The organism is Skermanella aerolata KACC 11604, from assembly GCF_000936425.1.
Classification (GTDB): Bacteria; Pseudomonadota; Alphaproteobacteria; order Azospirillales; family Azospirillaceae; genus Skermanella; species Skermanella aerolata.
Map to the genome: position 1 here is coordinate 226854 of NZ_AVFK01000008.1, position 23214 is coordinate 250067.

At 64.3% G+C, this 23214-nt stretch carries 19 protein-coding genes; 7 read left to right on the forward strand and 12 right to left on the reverse strand.

The genetic code is table 11. From position 1 onward, the window contains the following. The first annotated feature begins 186 nt into the window (after window positions 1-186). Entirely contained in the window at window positions 187-507 is a 321-nt protein-coding gene (locus N826_RS13060; protein WP_044429316.1) for a heavy metal-binding domain-containing protein, read from the forward strand. Here N826_RS13060 and N826_RS13065 read toward each other — a convergent pair. Then, complete coding sequence (locus N826_RS13065) at window positions 479-2743, reverse strand: putative bifunctional diguanylate cyclase/phosphodiesterase (protein ID WP_147040474.1); 2265 nt, start codon at window positions 2741-2743, stop codon at window positions 479-481. The genes N826_RS13060 and N826_RS13065 overlap by 29 nt on opposite strands. 273 nt (window positions 2744-3016) lie before the next feature. Here N826_RS13065 and N826_RS13070 point away from each other — a divergent pair, with 273 nt between their 5' ends. The 3 genes from N826_RS13070 to N826_RS13080 all read left to right on the forward strand — a co-directional run bounded on the left by N826_RS13070 (window position 3017) and on the right by N826_RS13080 (window position 4808). Next, on the forward strand, window positions 3017-3868 hold the full coding sequence (locus tag N826_RS13070) for a protein phosphatase CheZ (protein WP_169789340.1): 852 nt from the start codon (window positions 3017-3019) through the stop codon (window positions 3866-3868). A 278-nt stretch (window positions 3869-4146) separates the two neighbouring features. Continuing rightward, window positions 4147-4578 carry a Fur family transcriptional regulator gene (locus N826_RS13075; RefSeq protein ID WP_044429317.1) on the forward strand — a complete coding sequence of 144 codons (432 nt, stop codon included), beginning with the start codon at window positions 4147-4149 and terminating at the stop codon, window positions 4576-4578. After that, entirely contained in the window at window positions 4575-4808 is a 234-nt protein-coding gene (locus N826_RS13080; protein ID WP_052831165.1) for a hypothetical protein, read from the forward strand. Before N826_RS13075 ends, N826_RS13080 begins: the two co-directional genes overlap by 4 nt. 111 nt (window positions 4809-4919) lie before the next feature. Here the strand turns inward: N826_RS13080 and N826_RS13085 are convergent, their stop codons facing one another. The 5 genes from N826_RS13085 to N826_RS13105 form a co-directional block, all read right to left on the reverse strand. Then, the gene (locus tag N826_RS13085; protein WP_044429448.1) at window positions 4920-5825 is read right to left on the reverse strand and encodes an SAM-dependent methyltransferase; all 906 of its coding nucleotides are present in this window, start codon (window positions 5823-5825) and stop codon (window positions 4920-4922) included. 126 nt (window positions 5826-5951) lie between these two features. Further along, complete coding sequence (locus N826_RS13090) at window positions 5952-7088, reverse strand: ABC transporter ATP-binding protein (protein WP_044429318.1); 1137 nt, start codon at window positions 7086-7088, stop codon at window positions 5952-5954. A 25-nt stretch (window positions 7089-7113) separates the two neighbouring features. Next, window positions 7114-7947, reverse strand: coding sequence for a carbohydrate ABC transporter permease (locus N826_RS13095; RefSeq protein ID WP_044429320.1), 834 nt, complete (start codon window positions 7945-7947; stop codon window positions 7114-7116). A 3-nt stretch (window positions 7948-7950) separates the two neighbouring features. Next, a complete protein-coding gene (locus N826_RS13100) occupies window positions 7951-8910 on the reverse strand; it encodes a carbohydrate ABC transporter permease (RefSeq protein WP_044429322.1) in 960 nt (319 codons plus the stop codon). A 14-nt stretch (window positions 8911-8924) separates the two neighbouring features. Continuing rightward, the gene (locus tag N826_RS13105) at window positions 8925-10241 is read right to left on the reverse strand and encodes an ABC transporter substrate-binding protein (RefSeq protein ID WP_084720714.1); all 1317 of its coding nucleotides are present in this window, start codon (window positions 10239-10241) and stop codon (window positions 8925-8927) included. A gap of 242 nt (window positions 10242-10483) precedes the next feature. On the opposite strand from N826_RS13105, the gene N826_RS41670 reads away from it, so the two are divergent. After that, window positions 10484-10705 carry a (2Fe-2S)-binding protein gene (locus N826_RS41670; protein ID WP_084720715.1) on the forward strand — a complete coding sequence of 74 codons (222 nt, stop codon included), beginning with the start codon at window positions 10484-10486 and terminating at the stop codon, window positions 10703-10705. Between the two features lie 150 nt (window positions 10706-10855). Here N826_RS41670 and N826_RS13110 read toward each other — a convergent pair whose 3' ends face one another. Then, window positions 10856-11911 carry a Glu/Leu/Phe/Val family dehydrogenase gene (locus N826_RS13110; protein ID WP_044429323.1) on the reverse strand — a complete coding sequence of 352 codons (1056 nt, stop codon included), beginning with the start codon at window positions 11909-11911 and terminating at the stop codon, window positions 10856-10858. A 337-nt stretch (window positions 11912-12248) separates the two neighbouring features. On the opposite strand from N826_RS13110, the gene N826_RS13115 reads away from it, so the two are divergent. Further along, the gene (locus N826_RS13115) at window positions 12249-12554 is read left to right on the forward strand and encodes a sll1863 family stress response protein (protein ID WP_044429325.1); all 306 of its coding nucleotides are present in this window, start codon (window positions 12249-12251) and stop codon (window positions 12552-12554) included. An 85-nt stretch (window positions 12555-12639) separates the two neighbouring features. Here N826_RS13115 and N826_RS13120 read toward each other — a convergent pair whose 3' ends face one another. The 4 genes from N826_RS13120 to N826_RS13135 form a co-directional block, all read right to left on the reverse strand. Next, a complete protein-coding gene (locus N826_RS13120) occupies window positions 12640-13230 on the reverse strand; it encodes a 2-hydroxychromene-2-carboxylate isomerase (protein ID WP_044429326.1) in 591 nt (196 codons plus the stop codon). Between the two features lie 57 nt (window positions 13231-13287). Further along, complete coding sequence (locus N826_RS13125) at window positions 13288-14043, reverse strand: trypsin-like serine peptidase (RefSeq protein ID WP_147040472.1); 756 nt, start codon at window positions 14041-14043, stop codon at window positions 13288-13290. A gap of 105 nt (window positions 14044-14148) precedes the next feature. Beyond that, window positions 14149-17256, reverse strand: coding sequence for an efflux RND transporter permease subunit (locus N826_RS13130; RefSeq protein WP_044429327.1), 3108 nt, complete (start codon window positions 17254-17256; stop codon window positions 14149-14151). 3 nt (window positions 17257-17259) lie between these two features. Further along, entirely contained in the window at window positions 17260-18375 is a 1116-nt protein-coding gene (locus tag N826_RS13135) for an efflux RND transporter periplasmic adaptor subunit (protein ID WP_147040470.1), read from the reverse strand. A 158-nt stretch (window positions 18376-18533) separates the two neighbouring features. Between N826_RS13135 and N826_RS13140 the strand changes: the two genes are divergently transcribed. Beyond that, window positions 18534-21953 carry a transcription-repair coupling factor gene (locus N826_RS13140; protein ID WP_044429330.1) on the forward strand — a complete coding sequence of 1140 codons (3420 nt, stop codon included), beginning with the start codon at window positions 18534-18536 and terminating at the stop codon, window positions 21951-21953. 21 nt (window positions 21954-21974) lie between these two features. On the opposite strand, the gene N826_RS13145 is transcribed toward N826_RS13140, so the two are convergent. Next, window positions 21975-23063, reverse strand: a complete 1089-nt coding sequence (locus N826_RS13145; RefSeq protein WP_044429332.1) for a S1C family serine protease — start codon at window positions 23061-23063, stop codon at window positions 21975-21977. Window positions 23064-23214: the final 151 nt, after the last annotated feature.

Sequence of the window (23214 nt, forward strand, 5' to 3'; positions counted from 1 at the left end):
TATTCGCGCGTCAAAGCAGTCCCGTGGAGTGCCGCAGCGGCAAAATGTCCCGTCCTTTTCTCTTCCCCGCCGTTTCGCACACTTCGACACTCTTGATCACAAGGCATTCGCCGCCATCTCAAGGGCTGCTAAAATCCAGGTCCGCGAAAACGCCGCGCCTGTCCGCCAAATCAAGGGAGAGCATGCATGATAATCACGACGACCGATCAGGTGGAAGGCCGCCGCGTCATCGACTACCTCGGTGTCGTGACCGGGGAGGCGATCATCGGCGTCAACGTTTTCCGCGACTTCTTCGCCGGCATCCGCGACATCGTCGGCGGCCGTTCGGGAGGCTACCAGAACGCGCTCAAGGACGCCCGCGAGCATGCGATGGCCGACATGCAGGATGCCGCGAAGCGGCTTGGGGCCGATGCCGTGGTCGGCATCGACCTGGACTACGAGGTGCTCGGCAAGGAGAACGGCATGCTGATGGTCAGCATCAATGGCACGGCGGTGCGCCTGGGCTGATCAGCATCTCCCCGATCAACGCATCGGCCTTTTCCAGCGGCAGCGGCTTGGCGAAAAGATAGCCCTGGGCGAACTCGCAGTTGAGCCGGCTCAACGCCACCGCGGCCCCTTCGTCCTCCACGCCCTCGGCATACAGGTCCAGGTCCAGCGCCTTGCCGAGGGCCACGATCGTCCTGACGATCGCGGCGCTGTCGCCATCGAAGAGCATGGGCCGGATGAAGGACTGATCGATCTTCAACCCGTCGATCGGGAACCGGTGCAGGCGGCTCATGGACGAGTAGCCGGTGCCGAAATCATCGATGAGGATCTGAAATCCCCGTTCGCGCAGCCCCCGCAGCCGGTGCGACATCAGGTCGTCATCGCCGGCGAGCGCGGTTTCCGTCACCTCCAGCTTCATCCTCCGGACATCGACCCCGCTGTGGATCATGGCATGGTCGATCAGCGCCCAGGCGTCGGGATGGGCCAGCTGGGCCGGTGCTATGTTGATGCTCAGCGTCAGTGGGGTTCCTGGCCCAAGCCGGTCCTGCCAGATCCTCATCTGGCGGCAGGCGGCATGGGTGACCCAGTCGCCCAGATCGGTGATCAGCCCGCTTTCCTCCGCGATGGGGATGAATGTGGCCGGCGGAATCAATCCGCGTTGCGCGTGGTTCCAGCGGATCAGGGCTTCGAACCCCGTCAGCCGGCGGTCCGGCAGCGACACGACCGGCTGGTAGAACAGAAGGAACTCGTCGCGCTCGATCGCCCGGCGCATGTCGCTCTGGAGCCTCAGCATCAGCAGCGGCTCGGACTTCATTTCGGGCGTGAACGCGAGACATCGGCTGCGGCCCTGGGCCTTGGCCTGATGCAACGCGGTACCGGCATGGCGGAGCAGATCGTCCGGCGACCCGCTCGACCCCTGGTGGAAGGCGAGCCCGATGCTGGCGGTCGGGAAGATCTCATCCTGGTCGGGGACGGGATCGTAGGGTACCGAGAAGGCGGCACCGAGTCGCTCGGCGAAAGCCAGCGCCGCGTCGCGGTCCGCCAGTCCTTCCGCCAGCACGACGAACTCGTCGCTGGCGAGCCGGGCAAGAGTATCGCCCGGTCTGAGGCATGCCGTAAGCCGGCGGGCCATTTCGACCAGCAACCGGTCGCCGATCGAATGACCGAGGCTGTCGTTGATCAGCTTCATCCCGTCGTAGTCGATCAGGATCACGGTGGTAGAGCCGCTCCCAGCCAGCCGGATGCGGGCGAGGGACTGGGCGAGCCGGTCTATGAAAAGCGCACGGTTGGGCAGGTTGGTCAGACCGTCGTGCAGGGATACATGGGCCAGCCTGTCTTCTGCCCGCCGGCGCAGGGTCACGTCCTCGACCGATCCTTCAAGCCGCAGGACCCGCATGTCCGGACTCCGGATGGTGCGCATGCTGAAGCTGCCCCAGATCGGAGGGCCCTCGCGGCGGAACAGCGATGCCTCGAAGCCGACGACACGGTCCTGCGCCGCCACCAGCTGCATCAGTTCCGAGCGACGGCCGGCGTCGACGAATAGCGGTGCGCCCACCGGCGCGCGGGCTTCCATGAAACTCGCCGCGTCGTCGAATCCAAGCATCCGGGCCATGGCGGGGTTGACGTCGGTGAACCGGCCGTCCGGGGACATCTGGAACAGCCCTTCGATCGCGTTCTCGAAGATGCCGCGATACCGTTCCTCCGCCCGGCGCAGTGCTGCCTCCGTCCGGTTGCGATCCTCCGCCGCCAGCGCCAAGGCGACGAAATCACCCAATGATGCCGTGAAGACCTGTTCGTCGCGCGGCCAGCCGCGAGGTAGTCCGACATGCTCGACGCACAGCACGCCCACGGTCCGGCCGCCGAACAGGATCGGCGCGTCGAGCATCGACGATATCCCCTGCGGGATCAGATAATCGTCCGCGAACTCAGATGTGCGGTGATCGGCCTGCGCGTCGGCGGCGGCGATCACCCGGTCTTCCAAAATCGCTTTGAAATATCGGGGAAAGTCGGTCGCCTTCAGGACAAGGTCTTCAGCCCCGCGCCTGTCGGATCCATCGATGATGTCGGCGCAGGTGAGCGACTGCCCTTGCTCGTCCAGGAACCAGATGCTCGACCGCGCCACGTCCAGCGTCGCTATGGCCACCTCGTTGATCCGGCACAGGCATTCTCCCAGATCCGCTCGAGCGAAACAGGCGTGGCGCGCAAGCGCGCCCAAGGCTGAACTCTGCCGCTCGACCCTCAGATCCAGCTCCCGCACCGTGTTCAACTCCAAGTCTTGGAAATGACTGTTGCAACCTATCGATGGTCCCTTAAAAAAGTTTAAAACTGTGATATAAATCGGGCGCGACGAAGGGACGCTGAAGCTTGGTGCCTGTCGGCAGCCCTATGCGGAAAAGCCGTCTTCACGGCTGACGCGAAAAACATTCCACTTGCTGGCGGATGGAGAATGCTGATTACTCCTTTTAGATGGAACCGCGTAAACTGACCTGTTCGTTCCCAAGGGGCGGGATCGATCGGCTGGAGGATGAGGATGACTGAGCCCGGACATCTGCCGGAAGCGGAGTTTCAGCAGATTGAGGAATTTATCTCTCGCACCCCACGTGGGCGGGAATTTCTGCGTGAGCATACGCGCCGGGCACAGACCGGCGTGGCGGAGGAAGTTCGTGTGCTGGTGTCCGACCTCCGCGACCTTTGGCGGCAGCAGGCCGACGCCAACAACCTGGTGAACCGTGTCCAGGTTCTTCGGCACGAACTTCAGGACATGAGCGCCTCGATCTCCCAGGCCCGTCGGGAGATCGCGGCCCTCCGCCCGACCGAAGACGGCAACGACCGTTTCTCGACCGCATCCAACGAACTCGACGCCATCATCGTCTCGACCGAGCGCGCTTCTTCCGAAATCCTGACATCGTCCGAGCGCATCCTGGAACTGATCGGCAATCTTCGCGACGGTAGCGGCGATTCGGCCGATTATCTTTCCAAGATCGAGTCGCAAGTAATGGAGATCTTTACCGCCTGCTCGTTCCAGGATCTGACCGGTCAGCGCACCACCAAGGTCATCAACGTCCTTCGTTACATCGAGCAGCGCATCGGGTCGATGATCGCGATCTGGGGAGAGGACAAGACACCGCGGGAAGACTTGCCGCCCGACACCGTGGACCAGCGGCCTGACGCCCATCTCCTCCATGGACCGTCGCTGACCGGTATCGATCAGAACGAGGTCGATCAGCTGATGTCCGGCTTCGCCGTTCCGGCTGCCAGCACCGCCGCACCGCCTCCACCGAAGCCCAAGGCCGAAGTGAAGCCGATGCCGATGCCGATCAAGGAGGAGGAACCGGCTCCCAATCCGCTGAACCAGTCCGCCATCGACGCCCTGTTCGGATAGCGCCGCCGCCGGCGAACCCGTATCGATGAATACGCATGGCGCGCCTCTGCCGGAGAGCGCGCCATTTCGCTTCGGCTAAGTGCTTCTACGCGGCGCTTCGCACATGCGGGAATCCGTCGCACCGGTCCGGGAGGCTTCATGGGCTGGCGCGCCGGCAGCTTCTCGGCCTATGATTTGCCGCATGTCGACGTTACTGCGAAATCGGCTGCATCATTGGTTATGAAGTCTGCCGATACCCTGGATGGATTATGACCCGATCACCTCGAAACGAAGCTTTCATGTTGTCTCGTCTTGAACAGCTTTGCCTGGACAAGGGATTGAAGATGACCGAGCAACGCCGGGTGATCTCGCGCGTGCTGTCCGCCGCGACCGACCATCCGGACGTCGAACAGGTCTACCGCCGCGCCGCCGACATCGATACCAAGATCAGTATCGCCACCGTCTACCGCACCGTCCGTCTGCTTGAGGATGCCGGTGTGATCGAGCGGCTGGACTTCGGGGATGGTCGCGCCCGGTTTGAAGAGTCGCGCGACGAGCACCATCACCATCTCATCAACGTCCAGACCGGGGAAGTCATCGAGTTCAACAGCGATGAGCTGGAAGCCGTCAAGCAGCGGATCGCCCGTGAACTGGGGTTCGAACTGCTCGGCCACCGGCTCGAACTTTACGGTGTCCCGCTCAAGGGCGCACCTCAACGGAGCGAGCCATGAGCAAAGAGTCACAAAGAGCCACCGCTTCGGCGTCGATCTGCGGCGACGATCTCTCCTGCTGCCGTCCCGCCGTCCGCCGCGCCTACACCGAACTGCGCCAATGCGGGCAGCCGGAACGCTATGCGTTCGAAGCAGCAATCGCGGTGTTCCGCTACCATCACCCCGCCGCCATGCCGCGTCAGGCGGAACTGGTGGTCGCCGAATGGGTCTTCGACGGCGTCAGGCACTGACTCAGCGGCCCTGAAGCTTGGTCCATCCCGAACGACAGGTGTCGGGCTGAAGAGTCCAACCTACGAAGCAGGAGCCTGTAGGTTGGGCCATGGCCCAACAAACACTGTCCACTACGAAGATTTGGCGTCGCCGATCAGCATCCAGGTAAGCTCGTGCTTGTTGTGATGCAGATGGACGACCCGGCTGCCGGGGATCGCCGCGAATTCGCGGGTGATCTCGTGGTCGGTAGGTCCCTGGAACTTGATCGTGCAGATGAAGTTCCGGCACAGCCCGCTGTCGATCCAGGTCTTCACCAGCCGCAGCAGCCGCTCAGGATAGCAGATTACGTCCGAACATAGCCAGTCCAGCGGCCCCAGATCGGCCGGCGTAAGCGCAAAGGCGCTCTGCTTGCGGAAGTCGACGCGGGGCAGGGCGGCAATCGCCGGCGCCAGCGGCGCCTTGTCGATGCTGATGACATCCGCACCCAATTCATGGAGCACCCAGGTCCAGCCGCCCGGGCTGGAGCCGAGATCGACCGTAACCGATCCCGGTCCGGGCATCTTGCCGGCGATCGCCAGCGCTTCCCATAGTTTCAGATAAGCCCGGTTCGGCGGAGCAGTCCGGTTCTCGATGAACTCGACCTCACCGTTGCGGAACGGGCTGGAGCAGTGGGCGGCGGCGATCAGGGTGTGTTCGTCCTCCATCATCCAGGAGCCGAGCGGCGCCGTCGGAGCTGTAGCGGGGAAGATCAGCGGCTTGGCCGAGACATGGGGAAGCTGTTCCTGGATCAGCTTGGCGCGGCCATGGTGGCGCACGGGGTAGAGCGCCCAGTTGCGCTGAATGGCGCGCAAGCCGCGCGCCGCCGATTTGATCGACGCGACCGGCAGGCGTACCGGGTCGTACCAGACGTTCTCGACCCAGTAGACGGGACGCGGCGGGCCGGGGGCGAAGACCAGGCTGTCGTGGACCATGGCGCCGTCGCCCAGTTCCGCCAGCAGGTCGTCAAGGAAGCCGTCCGGCGCCAGGTAGCCGGTCATGCCCAGCGGTTCGCCCGCGGATGTTGGCGGTAGAGGGTCGGACACGATGTTCTGGCTCCTGCTCAGGCTGAAGCCTCGCATAGCCCAGCCGCCTTCGCCGATCAACCTTGCCGGCCGGCGGCCGGCTCATCCCGTCGCGTGCCGCGGCATCTCCAAATCGGCCAGGGGATGCCGCTCGACCCGGGCCAGGGCGATGCCGTCCCGGTCGAACAGGTGGCAGTTGGCGGCGGGGATGCCGATCCGGACCTGTTCGCCGGGATTGACCGGGCTGTCGCCATCGGTGCGGATAACGACGCTCTGCCCCCCGTCGACCCTGACATGGCAGTAGGTTTCGCCGCCCAGCCGCTCGACCACGAAGATGCGGCCGTCCATCGCGGCGTCACCCTGCTCGCCGGCGACCAAGTGCTCCGGCCGAACGCCCAGGGTTACCTTGGCTCCCGGCGCCATACCGGCGGTGCGGGCGGGAACGGTCATCGTCCCGCCGCCGGGGAGTGCGACAGTGGCAGTATCGCGGCCGATATCCGACGCGACCGTTTCCAGGAAGTTCATCTTGGGGCTGCCGATGAATCCCGCAACGAACAGGTTGCAGGGATGGTGGTAAAGCTCCAGCGGAGATCCGACCTGCTCGACGTGACCGGCGCGCAGCACGACGATCTTGTTCGCCAGGGTCATGGCCTCGACCTGATCGTGCGTCACGTAGACCATCGTGGCGGACAGGTCCTCCTTCAGCTTCGCCAATTCGATCCGCATCTGGACGCGCAAGGCGGCGTCAAGGTTGGAGAGCGGCTCGTCGAACAGGAACACCTTCGGTTCCCGTACGATGGCCCGGCCGATGGCGACACGCTGCCTCTGCCCGCCCGACAGCTCGCGCGGCTTCCGCGCCAGCAGGTTTTCGATCTGGAGTATCCGCGCCGCTTCCCGGACCTTGGCGTCGATGGCGTCCTTCGATCCGTTCGCCAGTTTCAGCCCGAACGCCATGTTGTCGTAGACGCTCATATGCGGGTAGAGCGCGTAGCTCTGGAACACCATGGAGATGCCGCGTTCCTTCGGCGGCAGGTCGTTGACCCGCACGCCGTCTATCGTCATCTCCCCGCTGGTGATGTCCTCCAGTCCCGCGATCAGGCGCAGCAGCGTCGACTTGCCGCAGCCGGACGGTCCGACGAAGACGGTCAGTTCGTTGTCGGCGATATCCAGGTCGACGCCATGGATGATCTCCATCCCACCGAAGCTCTTGCGGACGCCCCGCAGAGTGACATTGGCCATGATCGTGTCTCCTCCCGTTATTCTTTCAGCCCTTCACGGCGCCGGCGGTAAGCCCTGAAACGATTTTCCGCTGGAAGATCATCACCAGCACCAGCAGCGGCACGGTAACGATGACGGAGGCCGCCATGATGTTGCCCCAGGGCAGCTCGAACTGGCTGGTCCCGGTAATCAGGGCGATCGCGACAGGTACCGTCCGCATGTCGTTCGACAAGGTGAAGGTGAGCGCGAACAGGAACTCGTTCCAGGCGGCGATGAAGGCCAGCAGCCCCGTCGTCGCCAGGGCCGGCCCCATCAGCGGCAGGAAGACTCGGGTGATGATCACCCATGGGCTGGCACCGTCGACGATGGCCGCTTCCTCCAGCTCCTTGGGCAGTTCGCGCATGAAGGTGGTCAGCACCCAGACCGTGAAGGGCAGGGTGAAGATCATGTAGGACAGGATCAGGCCCATCAGGTTGTTGTAGAGTCCCAGCCAGCGGATCAGTTCGAACATGCCCGACAGCACGGCGACCTGCGGGAACATGGAAACGCCCAGCACGACCATCAGCAGGGTGCCGCGCCCGCGGAACCGCACCCGTCCCAGCGCGTAGGAGGCGGTCACGGCCAGGAACAGCGACAATGCTACGACCGCGACCGATACGACGACCGAGTTGAGGATGTTCCGGGCGAAGGGCTGTCCCCGGAACACCCCGGCGTAGTTGTCCCAAGCCGGATTGGCCGGCCAAAACTCGACCTGGAACAGCGCCGACCCTGCCTTCAGCGACGAGACGATCGCCCAGTAGAACGGGAAGACCGTATAGACGATGATACAAAGCACCAGCAGATAGAACAGGGCGCGACCGGCGATTCTCTTTGCTTGCATGGCTTACTTCCCTCCCTGCCCGTCGAAGTTCACCTTGCCGACCGTGATGTAGATCACGGTGAAGGCGGCGATGATCAGGAACAGGAATGTCGAGGCGGCGGAGCCGTAGCCGACATCCTGAAAGTCCACCAATTGCTGGCGGGCATAGACGGACATCGACGCCGTCGCCCGGGAGTTTCCGGTCAGCACATACATCAGGTCGAAGATCCGCAAGGCATCGAGCGTCCGGAAGATGATCGCGACCATGAGCGCCGGCTTGATCAGCGGCAGTGTCACCTTGAAGAAGACCTTGACCGGATTGATCCCGTCCACCCTTGCCGCTTCGTAGACTTCCCCTGGCAGCAGTTGAAGGGCCGCCAGGATCAGCAGGGTCATGAAGGGTGTGGTCTTCCAGACATCGACGGCGATCACCGCATACATCGACAGAGCGGGATCGGCGATCCAGGCATGCGGAAGGTCGATCAGTCCGACGCCCAGGAAGATCTCGTTAATGACGCCGTACAGATCATGGTACATCCATCCCCACATCTGCGCCGATACGACCGTAGGGATTGCCCAGGGGATCAGCATGGCGGCCCGAAGCAGACCCCGGCCGGGCATATGGGCGTTCAGCGTCAGCGCTATGACCATGCCCAGGATCGTCTCGATCAAGACGGAAACTACGGCGAAGAAGACCGTATTCCAGACCGCCCGCCACCACTGCGGATCGATAGCCAGGTAGTAGAAGTTCAGGAAGCCTATGAACTCGTGGTATTCGAGATTGTAGAGAGTAGCGTCCGTGAACGAGAAGTAGATCGTCCGCGCCAGCGGCCATCCCGCCACCAGGGCGAGGACGATCACCATCGGCGCCAGGAAGATCAGCGCCGCGCGCCGCCGCTGCCGCGTCAGGGCCGAGCCTTTGGTCCGGGCCGCCGGCGCCGCCTGCTGGGCCGGCAGGCCGTTGGTATCGAATGCCGTCGTCATCGGTCTGTTTCCCCCTACCAGCGGCCGCCGCGGCTGACGCGCTCGAGCGTCTTTTCGAGGCTCGCGAGATTGGTCTTGGCGTCGCCGTCTCCAGCCAGCGTGGCGTGGACGGCGTTCCAGAATTCGGCGGAGACCTGGTTGTACCGGACACCGGTGGCGCGGGCTGGGCGAGCTACCGCATTGACGAAAGTTTCGTATAGCTCGCCGAAGAACGGGTTTGCCTTGAGCACGTCCTCGTCCTTGTAGAGGGCGTCGATCGTGGGATTGAATCCGCCGACCACCGCGCGGCGCTTCTGCTCTTCGATGCTGGTCAGGTAGCGGACGAGATCCTTGGCGAATTCGGGATTCTTCGAGTATTTCGATACCGCGAGCTGCCAGCCACCCAGTGTGGAGGTCGGCTTGCCGTCTTCCCCTCCCTTGGGGAGGGGGGCCACGCCGACCTTGTCCTTGACCGGACTGTCCTTGGCGTTCATCAGCGGCCATGCGTAAGGCCAGTTGCGCATGAAGACGGCATTGCCCGACTGGAAGACGCCCCGGCATTCCTCCTCGCTGTAGTTCAGCACACCCTGCGGCGTAATGTCGTTGATCCAGGAAGCGGCCAGCGTCAGCGCATCGGCGGCACGCGGGTTGTTGACGGTGATCTTGCCATCCAGGTCAACGATGGTTCCGGCATTGAAGCTGTCCAGCCACTCCACCGCGTTGACCGTCAGGCCCTCATAGGCGCGTCCCTGGAATACATAGCCCCACATGCGGTCGTTGCCGGCGTCCCGCTCCGCCTTCTGGATGAAGCGCGCCGTTTCCGTCATCTCCTGCCAAGTTTCCGGCAGCTTGCGGCCATGCTTCTCCAGCAGGTCCTTTCGGTAATAGAACAGGCCGGCATCCGTGAACCAGGGGATGGCCACCAGGCGGTCATCGACGACGTCGTTGGTCACGATGGCCTTGAAGTGCTGGTCCAGCACCTTCTGGTCGACCACGTCGCGCAGGTCGATCAGATGGTTGGAAAGGATGCCCGGCCACACGACGTCGATCTGAAAGACGTCGATGTCGCCCGATTTCGCGGCAAGCAACTGCTGATATAGTGCAAGGCGCTCGTTGCTGTCATTCGGAGTGGAGACGAGCTGGACCCTGTGCCCGGTCTTCGCCTCCCAAGCCCTGACGCCGCTCTCGCACACCTGGAACTCGATACCGACGGAGCCGCAGGAAACGGATATGGTGGTACTCGTTTCCTTTTGAGCGACGGCGTCGGAAGCAAAAGCGGCCAGAAAAAGACCGAAAAAGAGACCCAGGATGGGGGATGTCGAGAGGGTCGGTGGTGCGGCAATTTTCCCCATGGTTGTTCCAGCCTCCCTTGGGTTATTTTTTCTTTCGTGCCCTATGATTTAGCTTTCGCTAGTGATTGCGATGGCAACATTCGGGGGACAAGTCCCTAAAAAAAGCACATTGCACCTCTAAGACTGGATCGATGGCAAACGACGGGCCCCATGGCTCCCAGCGATGCCGAAGAATAAAGCAATTGACACTCATTCTCATCTGCTCTAACGATTAGGGCATCATCGGCTGGGTTCAAATCATCATGTATGTCTGCATCTGCCACGGATTTAATGAGAAGAAGGTCAAGCAAGCGCTCTCGCAGGGCGTCTGCACCGCAGCCGGATTCTTCAACTGCATGGGCTGTAAGCCGCAGTGCGGAAAATGCGTTCCTTATGTCCGGCAAATGGTCGCCGATCATCGCAAAACGATGACTTGCGCCAACACCTGCGAACCGCTTGAAGAAGCCGCTATCGCTGCCGAGTAAGTTCTTGCGACTGGTCCTCCCCGTTCTGGACATCGCTTCCCACCTTGTTGTTCAAGGTCGCCGCTTCTAAGCTCTGGTCGAAAGCGCCACGCCACCGATCTACCCAGTGGCCCCGTTTACCGGTGGCATAGCCGCCTCCTGCTACTGCGGTCATGCAACCCTTGAGAGCTTGAATCGTTCCTCCGCGATGCGGTCCGCCGCGACGTTCGTCGGAACGCCGTCGGCGTCGGCGCGCTTGAAGATCGTCATGAGCGTATCGTGGATCCGGTCGACATGGGCGAAGGCGGTGGCACGGTCGTAGCCGGTACCGGACGGGCCGAACTCATGGCTGATGTTGATGACGCCGCCCGCATTGATGACGTAGTCGGGTGCATACAGGATGCCGCGTTCGGCCAGAAGGGCGCCGTGCCGGTCCTCCGCGAGCTGGTTGTTGGACGATCCTGCAACGACCGCCACCTTGAGCCGGGGCAGGGTATTGTCGTTGATCACCGCCCCCAGCGCGCAAGGAGCGAAGACATCCGCCTCCACATCGAAGATCGAGTCGGTGTCGATCGGCGCGGCGCCGAAGGTTTCGACCGCGCGCTCCACATGGTCCTGCCGGATGTCGCTTACCGACAGCCTGACGCCTTCGTCCGCCAATTGCCGGCACAGGTCCCAGCCGACATGGCCCAATCCCTGGACGACGACCCGCAATCCGTCAAGGCTGTTGCGGCGCAACCGGTAATCGACGGCGGCCCGGATGCCCATGAAGACGCCTCGTGCCGTTGCCGGCGACGGGTCGCCGCTGCCGCCGTCTTTCAGGCCCGCAACGTGCCGCGTGACGTTCCGGACGACGGCCATGTCCTCGACCGATGTGCCAACATCCTCGGCGATGATATAACGCCCGGCCAGCCGGTCCACCGCCCTTCCCATGGCAGCAATCAGTTCGGGTGACTTCTGGCTTCGCGCATCTCCGATGATCACCGACTTGCCGCCGCCGAACGGAAGGTCCGCCAGAGCGTTCTTGTACGTCATTCCCCGTGACAGGCGCAGCGCATCGCGCACGGCATCGCCTTCGCTGGCATAAGCCCACATGCGGCAACCGCCCAAAGCTGGCCCGCGGACGGTATTGTGAATGGCGATGATGGCTCTTAAACCGGTTTCCGCATCCGATGCGAAAACCACCTGCTCATGACCGTCGAAGTCCTGCTGCGAAAATACAGTCATATCCACCCTCTTTTTTGCATTGCAGCAATCCCGGTGACGCCGCCAGGGTGCTGTCTCTTTTAAAATTATTGGGCGTTTACTGGGTACGATCAACGAGTTCTAGAACTCTTCGAAAAAACGAATGTTAATGATTTGTGGCAGGAAAGTTTTTGGCGTAAAGGGACTTGCAATGAGGATGGTAAGAAACAATGTTGCGGATAGCCAAAAGTACCACCTTCAGGGGAACGCCGGAGCAGCATCGTACCGGATTATATACACACCAAGCTTGGCGAAGGTGAGAGTTGGCCCGGTTAATGCATAGGTAACTCTGGAATATGCGCGATAGTTGGGGGATCCGATGAACACCCGTGGAAGAGATCGATACGAACTCGCTGCGGCCACGGAGCTGAAAATGCTCAGCGAGCGGCTGGATAGCTTGCGGGCGCAGGCGGAGCGAACCTCCGGTGAGCGCAGGTTTGCTCTTGAACGCTCACTCGACGCGTTGCGTGGGATCCGTAATCGAACTGAAGCTAAGATCGAGGATGTCCGCCGCGCCTCCGACGACGCCTGGCAATTAGTCAAAGTGCACGCCGATGCGGCGCTTGCACAATTTCGTAGCGGACTCGATCAGGTCGAAAGCCAGTCGCGCCAAGTGGCTGCTTAAGGGTAGCAGCCTCATCTCAGGCGGACCCGGGGGACGGATTACCGCTTCCCCCGGTGGCAACGACCGACATTGGCCTTGCCTATTTTCAGCCCAAAGCGCTTTCCAAAAAATCCAGCCGGTCCTGACCCCAGTAGATTTCGCCATTCAGAACGTATGACGGTGCGCCGAAGACTCCGGCCGCCAGCGCCTGCTCCGTATAGGAGTCACGGCGCGCTCTGATCTCATCGCTTTCGGCGCGTTCGATCAGGCTGCGAGAAACGCCGTTCTTCTCCAGGATCTCGCCCAGGGTCTCGCGGTCGGCGATGTTGCGGTCCTCGACCCACAGGGCTCGTCCGAACGCTGTGGTGAGCACCGCCAAGTCGGCGCCGGCCTCGTCGGCGGCGATTAGCGTCAGCGCCGCCAATTCGTCCGCCAGCGGAAAATGGGTCGGGTTCAGTTGCAAAGGGATGCCGAGATGATCGGCCCAGCGCCGTAATTCCACCTGCCGATACGCCTGGCGTTGCGGAGCGCGTTTCGCCAGCGGCAAGCCACCGGAAGCCGGGAAGATGGTGCCGAAATTGACCGGCTTGTAGGCGATTTCGGCACCCGCCTTGACGGCGACGGAGTGAAACCGTTCCGACCCCAGGAAGGCCCAGGGTGAGACCGGAGTGAAATAATAATCGATGCGCTGCGCCATGGTCCGCTCCCTTTTGTTTTTCCCCGGCCGGTTTTCACCTGACCGGCTTCTCTGGCTTTATCTGGTTTTCGCCAGCGTGTCGCGCACGGTTTCCGAAAAGCTGGCGGAGGGCACGGCGAAGCCGACCGTATCTCCGGCTATCGTTCCCGTCGCCACGTCGATGCCGACGATAGCCGGCCCTCGCCCTTCCCGCATCAGCAGCGGCGATCCGCTGTCGCCATGGGTCGCGTCGCAGGTATGCGTCAGCAGCCCGGGAGATACGGTACCCTTACCGAGCGAACAGCCGTCGTGGATCGACAGCAGATGGGCTCGATCCTGACTGTATCCCGCGCGCATGAGTACGGCTCCCGCTGGCGGACTTGCATCGCTGACCGGAACCGGCTTGATCGGGACGGCTTTTTCGAGCACGACGATCGCCCAGTCCGCCCGCACCGTACCGGTCCCGTAGGAATAGGCGTCCGGGACTACGACGGACAGCGCTGCGGAGTGCGCTATGAACTCGCCGCGCCGGTACCCCGCCAGGAAGTGCAGATCGGCCGGTTTGACCCTCCGCCCGCTGCGCTTGTCGTAGAGGCAATGGGCGGCAGTCAGAACTTGGCGCGGCCCGATCAGCGTTCCCGTGCAGAAGCCTCCCGTGCTGCGGTTGATCCGGCCTATGGCCGACCAGGGCCACTCCTGACTGTCCAGCGGCGTCCTGTCGTCCCGTCCCATGATGCCGGGCAACCGCTCTCGGTTCGTAACGGCTAGCGAGGATGAAGTCGCCGCCAGAATCGCGATGAACGCCGCCAGTGCGGTAGTCAGTCCTGAAGTCAAACCATTGCCATGCGACTGTGTCGGAGAATTTCAGGGTCGGATTGTTTCGGGCCTATCGTGGGAGTTGTAAGGACATCGGTTTGATTTCGCAAGTTCCGCCTCGTCTCACTCCACCGGGGCCGTGTGCTGGCGTTCCAACTCCTGAATGCGGCGGCGGATACGGCCGATCGGCTGGAGCCGCCGAGCCAGCAGACCATAGAGCAGCGGCGTCGCGAACAGCGACAGCAGCGAGCCGATCGAAACCCCTCCGACGATCACCAGCCCGATGGCCATGCGGCTTTCCGCGCCGGCGCCCGATGCCACGGCCAAGGGAACGGCGCCGAACACGGTGGCGATGCTGGTCATCAGGATCGGCCTGAGCCGTGTCGCGGCGGCCGTCCGGATGGCGGCTTCCAATTCGGCGCCCTCGTCGCGCATCTGGTTGGCGAACTCGACGATCAGGATCGCGTTCTTCGCGATCAGGCCGATCAGCATGACCAGTCCGATCTGCGTGTAGATGTTCAGCGTCATCGCCGACGCGACGATGGCCGACAACCCGCCGAACAGGGCAAGCGGCACCGTCAGCATGACGATGGCGGGCAGGGTGAAGCTCTCGAACTGAGCGGCCAGCACCAGGAAGGCGATCAGCAGCGCCATGCCGAACGCGAAGTAGATGGCGGAACTGCTGTCCTGAAGCTCCCGCGCCGCGCCGTCGAAGGTCAGGCGGACCTGGGGCGGCAGCACCTGCGCAGCCGCCCGGCGGACGACGTCGATCGCTGTTCCCATTGCCATCCCTTCCAGGTTGGCCGTGACTGTGATTGCGCGCAGCCGGTCCATCCGTCCCAGTTCGCTGGGACCGGCGATGTCGCGCACCGTCAGCACGCTGGACAGCGGCACCAGCTTGTCCGTGTTGGCGCCCCGCAGGAAGATGTTGGACAAGTCGCGCGGGTTCACCCGCTCGGTCGGGGAGGCCTGGACGACCACGTCGTATTCCTCGCCCCGGTCGGTGAAGCGGGTCACCGTTCGTCCGCCGATGAGGGTCTCCAGCGTTTGGCCGATCTCCCGCGTGCCAAGCCCAAGGTCGGCCGCCCGGTCACGGTCAACCGTGATCCGCAACTGCGGCTTGGTCTCGTCGTAGTTGGCCTGGATCGTGCCGAGCCCCGGCTCGTCGCGTAGCCGCTCGATCAACAGGTCGCGCCACGCGGCCAGTTCCTCGTAGTTGCTGCCGCCGAGCACGACCTGTACCTGATTGAGTCCGCTGCCCCGCGCAATGCCGCCGCTGGCGAAGGCAGCCACCCGAGCACCCGGAACCGCCTGCAACTTGGTCCGCAGGTCGGCCATGATGGCAGATTGCGAGCGCGAGCGTCGCTCCCACGGAGCAAGCCAAACCTGGACCGTCGCCCGATTTACGCCGGTCTGTCCACCAAACCCCGGATTGAGGATCGCCAGCACCGTGGCGACTTCGCCGGTCTCGCGGTAGGGGGCCAGGATGCGCTCGATGGTCGCGATCTCCCGCCTCGTGTAGTCCTGGCTGGCACCTTCCGGCGCCGTGACAGTGATTCGGAAACTCCCTCGGTCTTCCGGCGGCGTGAACTCCTGCGGGATCAGCATGAACAGGTACAGCGTCCCCCCGCACAGCGCGCCGAACAGCGCCAGCATCAGGACCGGCGCACCCAGCGCGCCGTTCAGTAGGCGCGAATACAGGCTAGTCATTCCGACGAAGAACCGCTCGGTCAGCCGAAAGAAGGCGCCGTGATGGTGGGAGCGCAGCACCTGACCGCACATCATCGGCGTCAGCGTCAGGGCGACCAGCGCCGAGAAGGCGACCGACGCACCCAGCGCTACCGCGAACTCCTTGAAGAAGCGGCCGACCGTATCCTGGAGCAGCACCAGCGGGAAGATCACCGCGATCAGGACGGCCGTGGTCGCGATCACGGCGAACCCGATCTGTCCGGCGCCCCGGTAGGCCGCCAGCAGCGGCGGCTCGCCCAGCTCGATCCGGCGGCTGACGTTCTCGACCACGATGATCGCGTCGTCCACCACCAGTCCGATAGCGAGCACGAGGGCCAGCAGCGTCAGGACGTTGATGGAGTAGCCCAGCGCCGCCAGCACGATGAACGCCGCGACGACCGATACCGGGATCGCCACGGCCGGGATGATCGTCGCCCGCAGGTCGCGCAGAAAGATCCAGGTAACGAGCACAACGAGGCCAAGCGCGACCGTCAGGGCGTGGAAGACCTGATAGATCGATTCGCCGATGAAGATGCTCTCGTCATAGGAGATATCGACCGCCGCATCGCCGGGCAGGCCGTTCCCGAGCCGGTGAAGCAGCGACTTGACGCCCTCGGCGACCTCCGTCGTGTTAGCGGTCGCCTGCTTGGTTATGCCCAGTCCGACGGCAGCCCGGCCATTGATGGTATAGTCGCCCCGGTCCTCCCGAGTGCCCAGCTCGACTTTCGCCACGTCGCCCAGGCGGATGAAGTTGGAGCCGCGCTGGGAGATCACGATCCGGGAGAACTGCTCGGCCCGTGACAGGCGGGTGTCGGTGCGGACGGTGAACTCGCGCTGGGTCGATTCGATGCGGCCGGCCGGCAGTTCGGCATTCTCCCGCCTCAGGGCGGTTTCGATGTCCTGGACGGTCAGGTTGCGCGCCGCCAGCGCGGCGCGGTCCAGCCATACCCTCATCGCGTAGATGCGCTGGCCGCTGATCCTGACATCGGCGACGCCGGGAACGGCGGTGATCTGATCGACCAGCACGCGCCTGACATAGTCGGTCAGTTCCAGCCGGCTGAGCTGCTGGCTGGTCAGCGTCGCCCATAGGATCGGCGAACTGTCGCTGTCGACCTTGGCGACCACGGGAGCGTCGGCTTCTTCCGGCAGGCTGCGCGACGCGCGCGAGACGCGATCGCGAACGTCGTTCGCGGCACTCTCGATGTCCTGTGTCAGCAGAAACTCGATCCGGACGTTGGACGTGCCCTCCCGGCTGGTCGAGCGGATCGTCTTTATGCCTTCGATCCCGCTGACCGCCCCCTCCATCACCTGGGTGATCTGTGACTCGATCACCTCGGCGGAGGCGCCCTCGTACGTCGTGCCGATCGAGACCACCGGCGGATCGACGGCGGGATATTCCCGCACCGGCAGCTTGGAGAAGGCGAAGATGCCGAAGACGACCAGCAGCGCGTTGACGACGATGGCAAGCACGGGACGCTGGATCGAGATGTCGGAGAGCACCACGGCTCAACTCCCGGCGGCGGTTGCCGGAACGGTCGGCGGCGGCGAGGTCTCCGCCTTGACAGGAAGCCCGTCGCGCACGCGCTGGGTGCCTCGGACGACGACGATCTCGCCCGGCTTTACCCCGTCCCGTACCTGCACCATGCCGGCCTGACGCAGGCCTATCGTGATCGCGCGCCGCTGCGCCCGGCCGTCGGCGACGACGAAGACGAATTGGCGCTCGCCCAGCGGCACCAGCGCTTCCTCCGCAATCAGGACCGCATCGCCCTTGGTCGAGAGCGTCAGCCCGACATTCATGAACATGCCGGGCTTCAGCCGCAGGTCGGCGTTGGGAAGCACGGCCACGACCTCGACCGCCCGCGTGACGGGATCGACGCGGGTGTCTATGGCGCTGACGATACCGGTGAAGGTTTCCGTCGGATAGGCGGGGCTTTTGGCGGAGACGCCAAGGCCCTGCCGCAGGCTCCCCAATGCCGCTTCCGGCACGCGGAAGTCCAGCTTCACGGTGCGGATATCGTCCAGCGTCGTGATCGCCGTCCCGTTCGACACCAGCGCTCCCGGGCTGACGCGTCGAAGGCCGGTCTGCCCGGCGAAGGGAGCGGTGACGACCAAGTCCTGAAGCCGCGCCCTCGCGGCCCGCGCCGCCGCGTCCGCCCGGTCGCGCGCCGCGGTCAATTCGTCCACCCGGGCTTCGGCGACGGCCTGCCGGGTCAGAAGCGCCCGCGAGCGTTCCAGAAGCTGCTGCGCGTTGCGGCGGTCCGCTTCCGCGACCGCCAGTTGCGCCCTGGCTTCCGCATCGTCAAGTTCCACAAGCACGGCGCCGCGCTCGACAATCTGGCCATCGTCGAACCGGATCGTCTTGATGTTGCCGGTCTGCTTGGAGTTGATGGTGACGGCCTCGTTCGCGCGCAGTGTTCCGACGGCATCGACCATGGTCGAGATCGGACCCGTCACGACCGCGGCCGCTATGACGTTGACCGGCTTGGCCGTCCGGTCGGGAGCCGCCGCCTGAGGTCCGCCGTCGCCCCGCATCAAGGGTGCCCCGTACCAGACGCCCCCCGCGGCGGCGGCAATACCGACGATCGTCACGAGTTGCCAGACCAGCCGCATGGTGCTTGTCAACGCGCCGGGCTTGATCCGGCGCCTCCGTCCTAAGGCCGCGTGTTCAACCGGAAATTCCCGGCGGATCGGAATGCGGGAACGTTCACGAAGGCGGCCTGTTTTTGCCACCGATCACGCCTGACCTATCCGTTTGAACAATAGCAGACCCAGCATTACCCATGGATCGGAATCTTGACCGGTTGGTACCGGGACGCCGGATCGTCGCCGGTGCGCCCGAGGGCTACGATGCGGTGCTGCTTGCCCGCTTTGCCGAAAAGGCCGGGACATCCGGCCTGCTGCACATCGTCCGGGACCATAGGCGGCTCGTGCGCGTCAGACGCGCCCTGGCCTTCTTCGCGCCGGCGCTCGAGGTGATACCGCTCGTTACGTGGGACTGCGCGCCCTATGACAGGCGCTCGCCGTCCGCCGCGGTGTCGGCCCTGCGTATCGATACCTTGCTGAAACTTGGGCGGCCGGCGGCAAGACCCAGGCTGGTCCTGACCACGGCTCATGCCTTCCTTCGACGGTTGCCGCCGCAGGGAATGCTGGAGACGTCGGCCTTCTCTGCGGTCATCGGCGATGATATCGAAGAAGCCTTGCGGCATTTTCTGCTACGCAACGGCTACTCGCCGGCCGACTCGATCAATGCGCCGGGCGATTTCATCTGGGACGACGATCGGATCGACGTCTTCGTTCCCGGCGGTGCCGGAAAGCTCCGGCTCGACCTGCTCAACGGCACCCTGAACGCCGTTCGCCGGAGCGATGAGGACGAGGAACTGGAGCGGCTGGACCTGCCACCCATGTCCGAGGTGGTGCTGAACGACCTCAGCATGCGGCAATTCCAGACGGGTTATCAGGAGCGGTTCGGCAAGGTCGAGGGGCACGACCCCTTGTTCGAAGCGGTAGCACAGGGCAGGCGGATGACCGGCATGGAGCATTGGCTGCCGCTGTTCTATGGGAGCACCGAAACCCTGTGCGAATACTTGCCCGGCTGCCCGGTCACCCTCGACGAGGGGGCGGAAGTCGAGCGCGACGATTATCTCGACCAGATCGCCGACGCGTTCAAAACGCGGAACGCGATGGGCAGCATCGAGGAAAAGGCGAAGCTGCCGGTTTTCTGGCCGCTGCCGCCCGAGCAGGTCTTCATCGACGCAGCTGCCTGGAACGCATGCCTCGAGCCTCGCTCCGTAACCGAGTTTCGGGCGGCACCTCCCGAATCCGAGCCCGCTACCGGAGCGGTCGATGGCGGTGCCCGGCCAGGGCCGCGCTTCCACGGGACCGATGGCGCCGAGGCGTTGAAGGCTCATCTGGACAGCCTGCGCGGCGCCGGGACGCGCGTCCTGTTCGCGGTCGAGCGAGATGCCATGCATCGGCCGATGAAACGCCGGCTCGGTGATCCGGATCTGCGCTCCGCTGGCACCTGGGCCGAAGCCGAGACCGCCGACGACAGCTGGGCCATCGCGACCTTGCCGGTGGAAGCCGGCTTCGAAGCCCCCGGTTTTCACGTAATCGCCCGTGCCGACATCGTGAAGCCGGACAGCGGCAAACGGCGTAAGGCGGCGGCCGAGGCAGCCGGGGACTTGCAGGAGGTCGCCGCCATCGCCCTTGGCGATCTGGTGGTCCATGCCGAGCACGGGGTTGCCTTATGCGAAGGTCTGGAAGCGGTCGATGCCGCCGGGGCACCCCACGACTGCGTCCGGCTGATCTACCAGAAGGGCGACCGGCTGTTCGTCCCGGTCGAGAACATGGACCTCTTGTGGCGCTTCGGAACCCCAGGCGAAACCGTCCAGCTCGACAAGCTAGGCGGCACCGCATGGCCGAAGAGGCTGGAGCGTGTCCGCGAAGCGATGCGCGAAGCCGCCGGCGAGCTGATATCCACCGCCGCCCGGCGCGAGATGGCCGAGGTCGAGCCGATCGTGCCGCCGCGGGCATCTTACCGGCGGTTCAGCGCCCGGTTTCCTTATACCGAGACGGACGACCAGCAATCGGCAATCGACGATGTGCTGGCCGACCTCGCGTCGGGAAAGCTGATGGATCGGCTGGTTGTCGGCGACGTCGGGTTCGGCAAGACCGAGGTCGCCCTCCGCGCCGCCTTCGCCGTCGCATCGTCGGGCCGTCAGGTGGCCGTCGTCGCTCCCACGACACCCCTCGCCCGGCAGCATACCGACGAGTTCCGCGAGCGTTTCGCCGGTTTCGGCTATGAGGTCGCCATGCTGTCGCGTCTTACCGGCACGGATGATGCGAAAGAAGCGAGGAGCCGGATCGCCGACGGCAAAGCCCGCATCGTGATCGGAACTCAGGCTCTCCTCAGCCAGTCCGTGACTTTCAAGGACCTGGGCCTTCTTGTGCTGGACGAGGAACAGCGCATGGGCGTCAAGCAAAAGGAGCGCCTGAAGGAGATCGCGGACGGCGTCCATGTCCTGACCATGACCGCGACGCCGATCCCCCGCACCCTTCAGTTGGCCTTGGCCGGCTTGCGCGACCTTAGCCTGATCGGCACCGCGCCGGTCGAAAGGCAGCCGGTCCGGACCCGCGTGCTGACTTACGACGGCGAGGTCGTCGTCCAGGCCCTGCGGCGGGAACGCGAGCGTGGCGGGCAAAGCTTCTATGTCTGTCCCCGGCTGGCCGACCTCGATCTCGTTGCGGAACGGCTCGAAGCGTTGTCGCCCGAACTCCGGATCATCCGTGCCCATGGCAAGATGCCCGGGGACGACCTGGACGACGCGATCACCGCCTTCACGCGGGGCGGCGGCGACGTCCTTCTGGCGACCAACATCATCGAAGCCGGCCTGAACATACCCAATGCCAATACGCTGATCGTCCACCGCGCCGATATGTTCGGACTGTCGCAGCTTCACCAGCTGCGCGGACGTGTCGGACGCGCCGATTCGCGCGCCTACGCCCTGCTCACGGTCGAACCGGGTCATGAACTGTCCGATACCGCCCGGCGCCGGCTGGATGCGATGGCAGCCCTGACCGGTCCGGGGTCCGGATTCAACGTCGCCAGCCAGGATATGGACATTCGCGGCAGCGGCAATCTGCTGGGGGAAGAGCAGTCCGGTTCCTTGCGCGCGGTCGGCGCAGATCTGTTCCAGGACATGCTGCGTCAGGCGATCGAGGCGATCAAGGCCGGTCGCGAACCCGAGGAGCCGTGGACGCCGCGCATCACCCTGGGCATTCCGGTGCTGATCGGCGACCGGTACGTACAGGATCTAGACGAGCGCATGGCGCTCTACCGTTCCATCGCCGCGATCAACACGAAGGACGCGGCAAAGGCCTTCGCCTCCCGGCTTGCGGAACGGCACGGTCCCGTTCCGTCCGCGGTCATGACCCTGCTGGGGCTGGGCGAACTGAAGCGGCTGTGCCGGGAAGCCGGGGTCGAGCAGATCGACGTCGGGCCGCGCGGTGCCCTGATCTCATTCCGTCATGAGCCGGAGGGAGTCGAAGCGTTCCTGAAGCGGCAGGCGAAGGCTCGCTTGCGGGACGATGGCCGGCTGGCGGTTTCCCTCGAGGAGGCCGCTGCCGGTGACAGGGTAGAGGTTGCGCGGACTATCCTGGAGGGGCTTCTGAGCGGTACGGAGGCGCCGGTGCCCGCCTGAGCCGCCTGCGACCGGGCCGGCTTAGGAGATGTCGATGACCGTCACGTCGACAGTGAAACTGCGTCCGTCGCGCTGGACCGTCAGCGTTACGCTGTGCCCGATCCCGGCCCGGTCCAACTCCGTCGCAAGATCCGCCAGAGAGCTGACCGGCTTCCCTTCCGCATGGGTGATGACGTCGCCGACCCGCTGGGCCGACCTGCCGAAGCCGCGCAGGCCGGCACGGTCCGCCGCGGAACCGGGTATGACTTCCGCGATGACGACGCCGCTGACGCCGAGTTGGGCGGCGATCTCCTCCGGCGCTACCCGGATGCCGATTCCGGGCGTCGGGACCTTGCCTTCGCGGATCAGGGCAGGGACGATCCGGTTGACGGTATTGACCGGCACCGCGAATCCGATCCCCGCGGAACTGCCTGAACCGGACAGGATGGCGGTGTTGACCCCGATCAACCGGCCGGCGCTGTCGAGCAGCGGACCGCCGGAGTTGCCCGGATTGATCGCCGCGTCCGTTTGGATGACGCCGACGATCTCGCGGCCTCCCCCTGTTGGCAGCCGGCGTTCCAGCGCGCTGATGACGCCGGTGCTCAGGCTGCGGGTCAGCCCGAACGGGTTTCCGATCGCGAATACCGATTGACCGACCTTCAGGTCGGTTGAGCTGCCGATCGGGATGGCGCGCAAGGCCGCCCGCGTCTCGCTGAGGCGGAGCACCGCCAGATCGCTGTTCGGAGCCGTACCGATGACGGTTGCCGGTATGGCTTCGCCATTGTCCAGACGCACGGCGACGCGGGTGGCGCCTTCCACCACGTGATGATTGGTCACGACATGTCCGGCGGCATCCCAGATGAAGCCGGAACCGGCTCCCCGCGTTCCCCGCCCGCCAAGCTCTCCCGGTGCTTCCGCGCGGTCGGTGAAGATGTAGACGACCGAGGGGGCCGTCGCGTCGAACAGGCTGATGGTCGACCGCTCGGTCTCCGACAGGGACCCGCGCGGAGTCACGGCTCTCGGTTCGTCGGCGGTCAGCAGGACGCCGCGGACGAAGCGGTCGCCGAACCAGATCGTCGCGACCAGCAACGCCCAGACCAGCATGTATCGCCAGAACCGCTGCCCACCCATCTCTTTGCTCCCGCCGCGGACCTGCTTGTTTAGTGAGGCGAGCCCTGTTGCGGGTCAAGCGCAAAGGTACAATATCTTCTGATCGGTACGACCGTACGTCAATCGGTGAGACGGCGGTGTTATAGTGGAGCAACTTCCCCTTCGGGGCCGG

Coding starts and splice junctions, on each gene's coding strand:
- N826_RS13060 (WP_044429316.1), top strand. CDS start 187: ATGATAATCACGACGACCGATCAGGTGGAAGGCCGCCGCGTCATCGAC.
- N826_RS13070 (WP_169789340.1), top strand. CDS start 3,017: ATGACTGAGCCCGGACATCTGCCGGAAGCGGAGTTTCAGCAGATTGAG.
- N826_RS13075 (WP_044429317.1), top strand. CDS start 4,147: ATGTTGTCTCGTCTTGAACAGCTTTGCCTGGACAAGGGATTGAAGATG.
- N826_RS13080 (WP_052831165.1), top strand. CDS start 4,575: ATGAGCAAAGAGTCACAAAGAGCCACCGCTTCGGCGTCGATCTGCGGC.
- N826_RS13085 (WP_044429448.1), bottom strand. CDS start 5,825: ATGACCGGCTACCTGGCGCCGGACGGCTTCCTTGACGACCTGCTGGCG.
- N826_RS13090 (WP_044429318.1), bottom strand. CDS start 7,088: ATGGCCAATGTCACTCTGCGGGGCGTCCGCAAGAGCTTCGGTGGGATG.
- N826_RS13095 (WP_044429320.1), bottom strand. CDS start 7,947: ATGCAAGCAAAGAGAATCGCCGGTCGCGCCCTGTTCTATCTGCTGGTG.
- N826_RS13100 (WP_044429322.1), bottom strand. CDS start 8,910: ATGACGACGGCATTCGATACCAACGGCCTGCCGGCCCAGCAGGCGGCG.
- N826_RS13105 (WP_084720714.1), bottom strand. CDS start 10,241: ATGGGGAAAATTGCCGCACCACCGACCCTCTCGACATCCCCCATCCTG.
- N826_RS41670 (WP_084720715.1), top strand. CDS start 10,484: ATGTATGTCTGCATCTGCCACGGATTTAATGAGAAGAAGGTCAAGCAA.
- N826_RS13110 (WP_044429323.1), bottom strand. CDS start 11,911: ATGACTGTATTTTCGCAGCAGGACTTCGACGGTCATGAGCAGGTGGTT.
- N826_RS13115 (WP_044429325.1), top strand. CDS start 12,249: ATGAACACCCGTGGAAGAGATCGATACGAACTCGCTGCGGCCACGGAG.
- N826_RS13120 (WP_044429326.1), bottom strand. CDS start 13,230: ATGGCGCAGCGCATCGATTATTATTTCACTCCGGTCTCACCCTGGGCC.
- N826_RS13140 (WP_044429330.1), top strand. CDS start 18,534: ATGGATCGGAATCTTGACCGGTTGGTACCGGGACGCCGGATCGTCGCC.
- N826_RS13145 (WP_044429332.1), bottom strand. CDS start 23,063: ATGGGTGGGCAGCGGTTCTGGCGATACATGCTGGTCTGGGCGTTGCTG.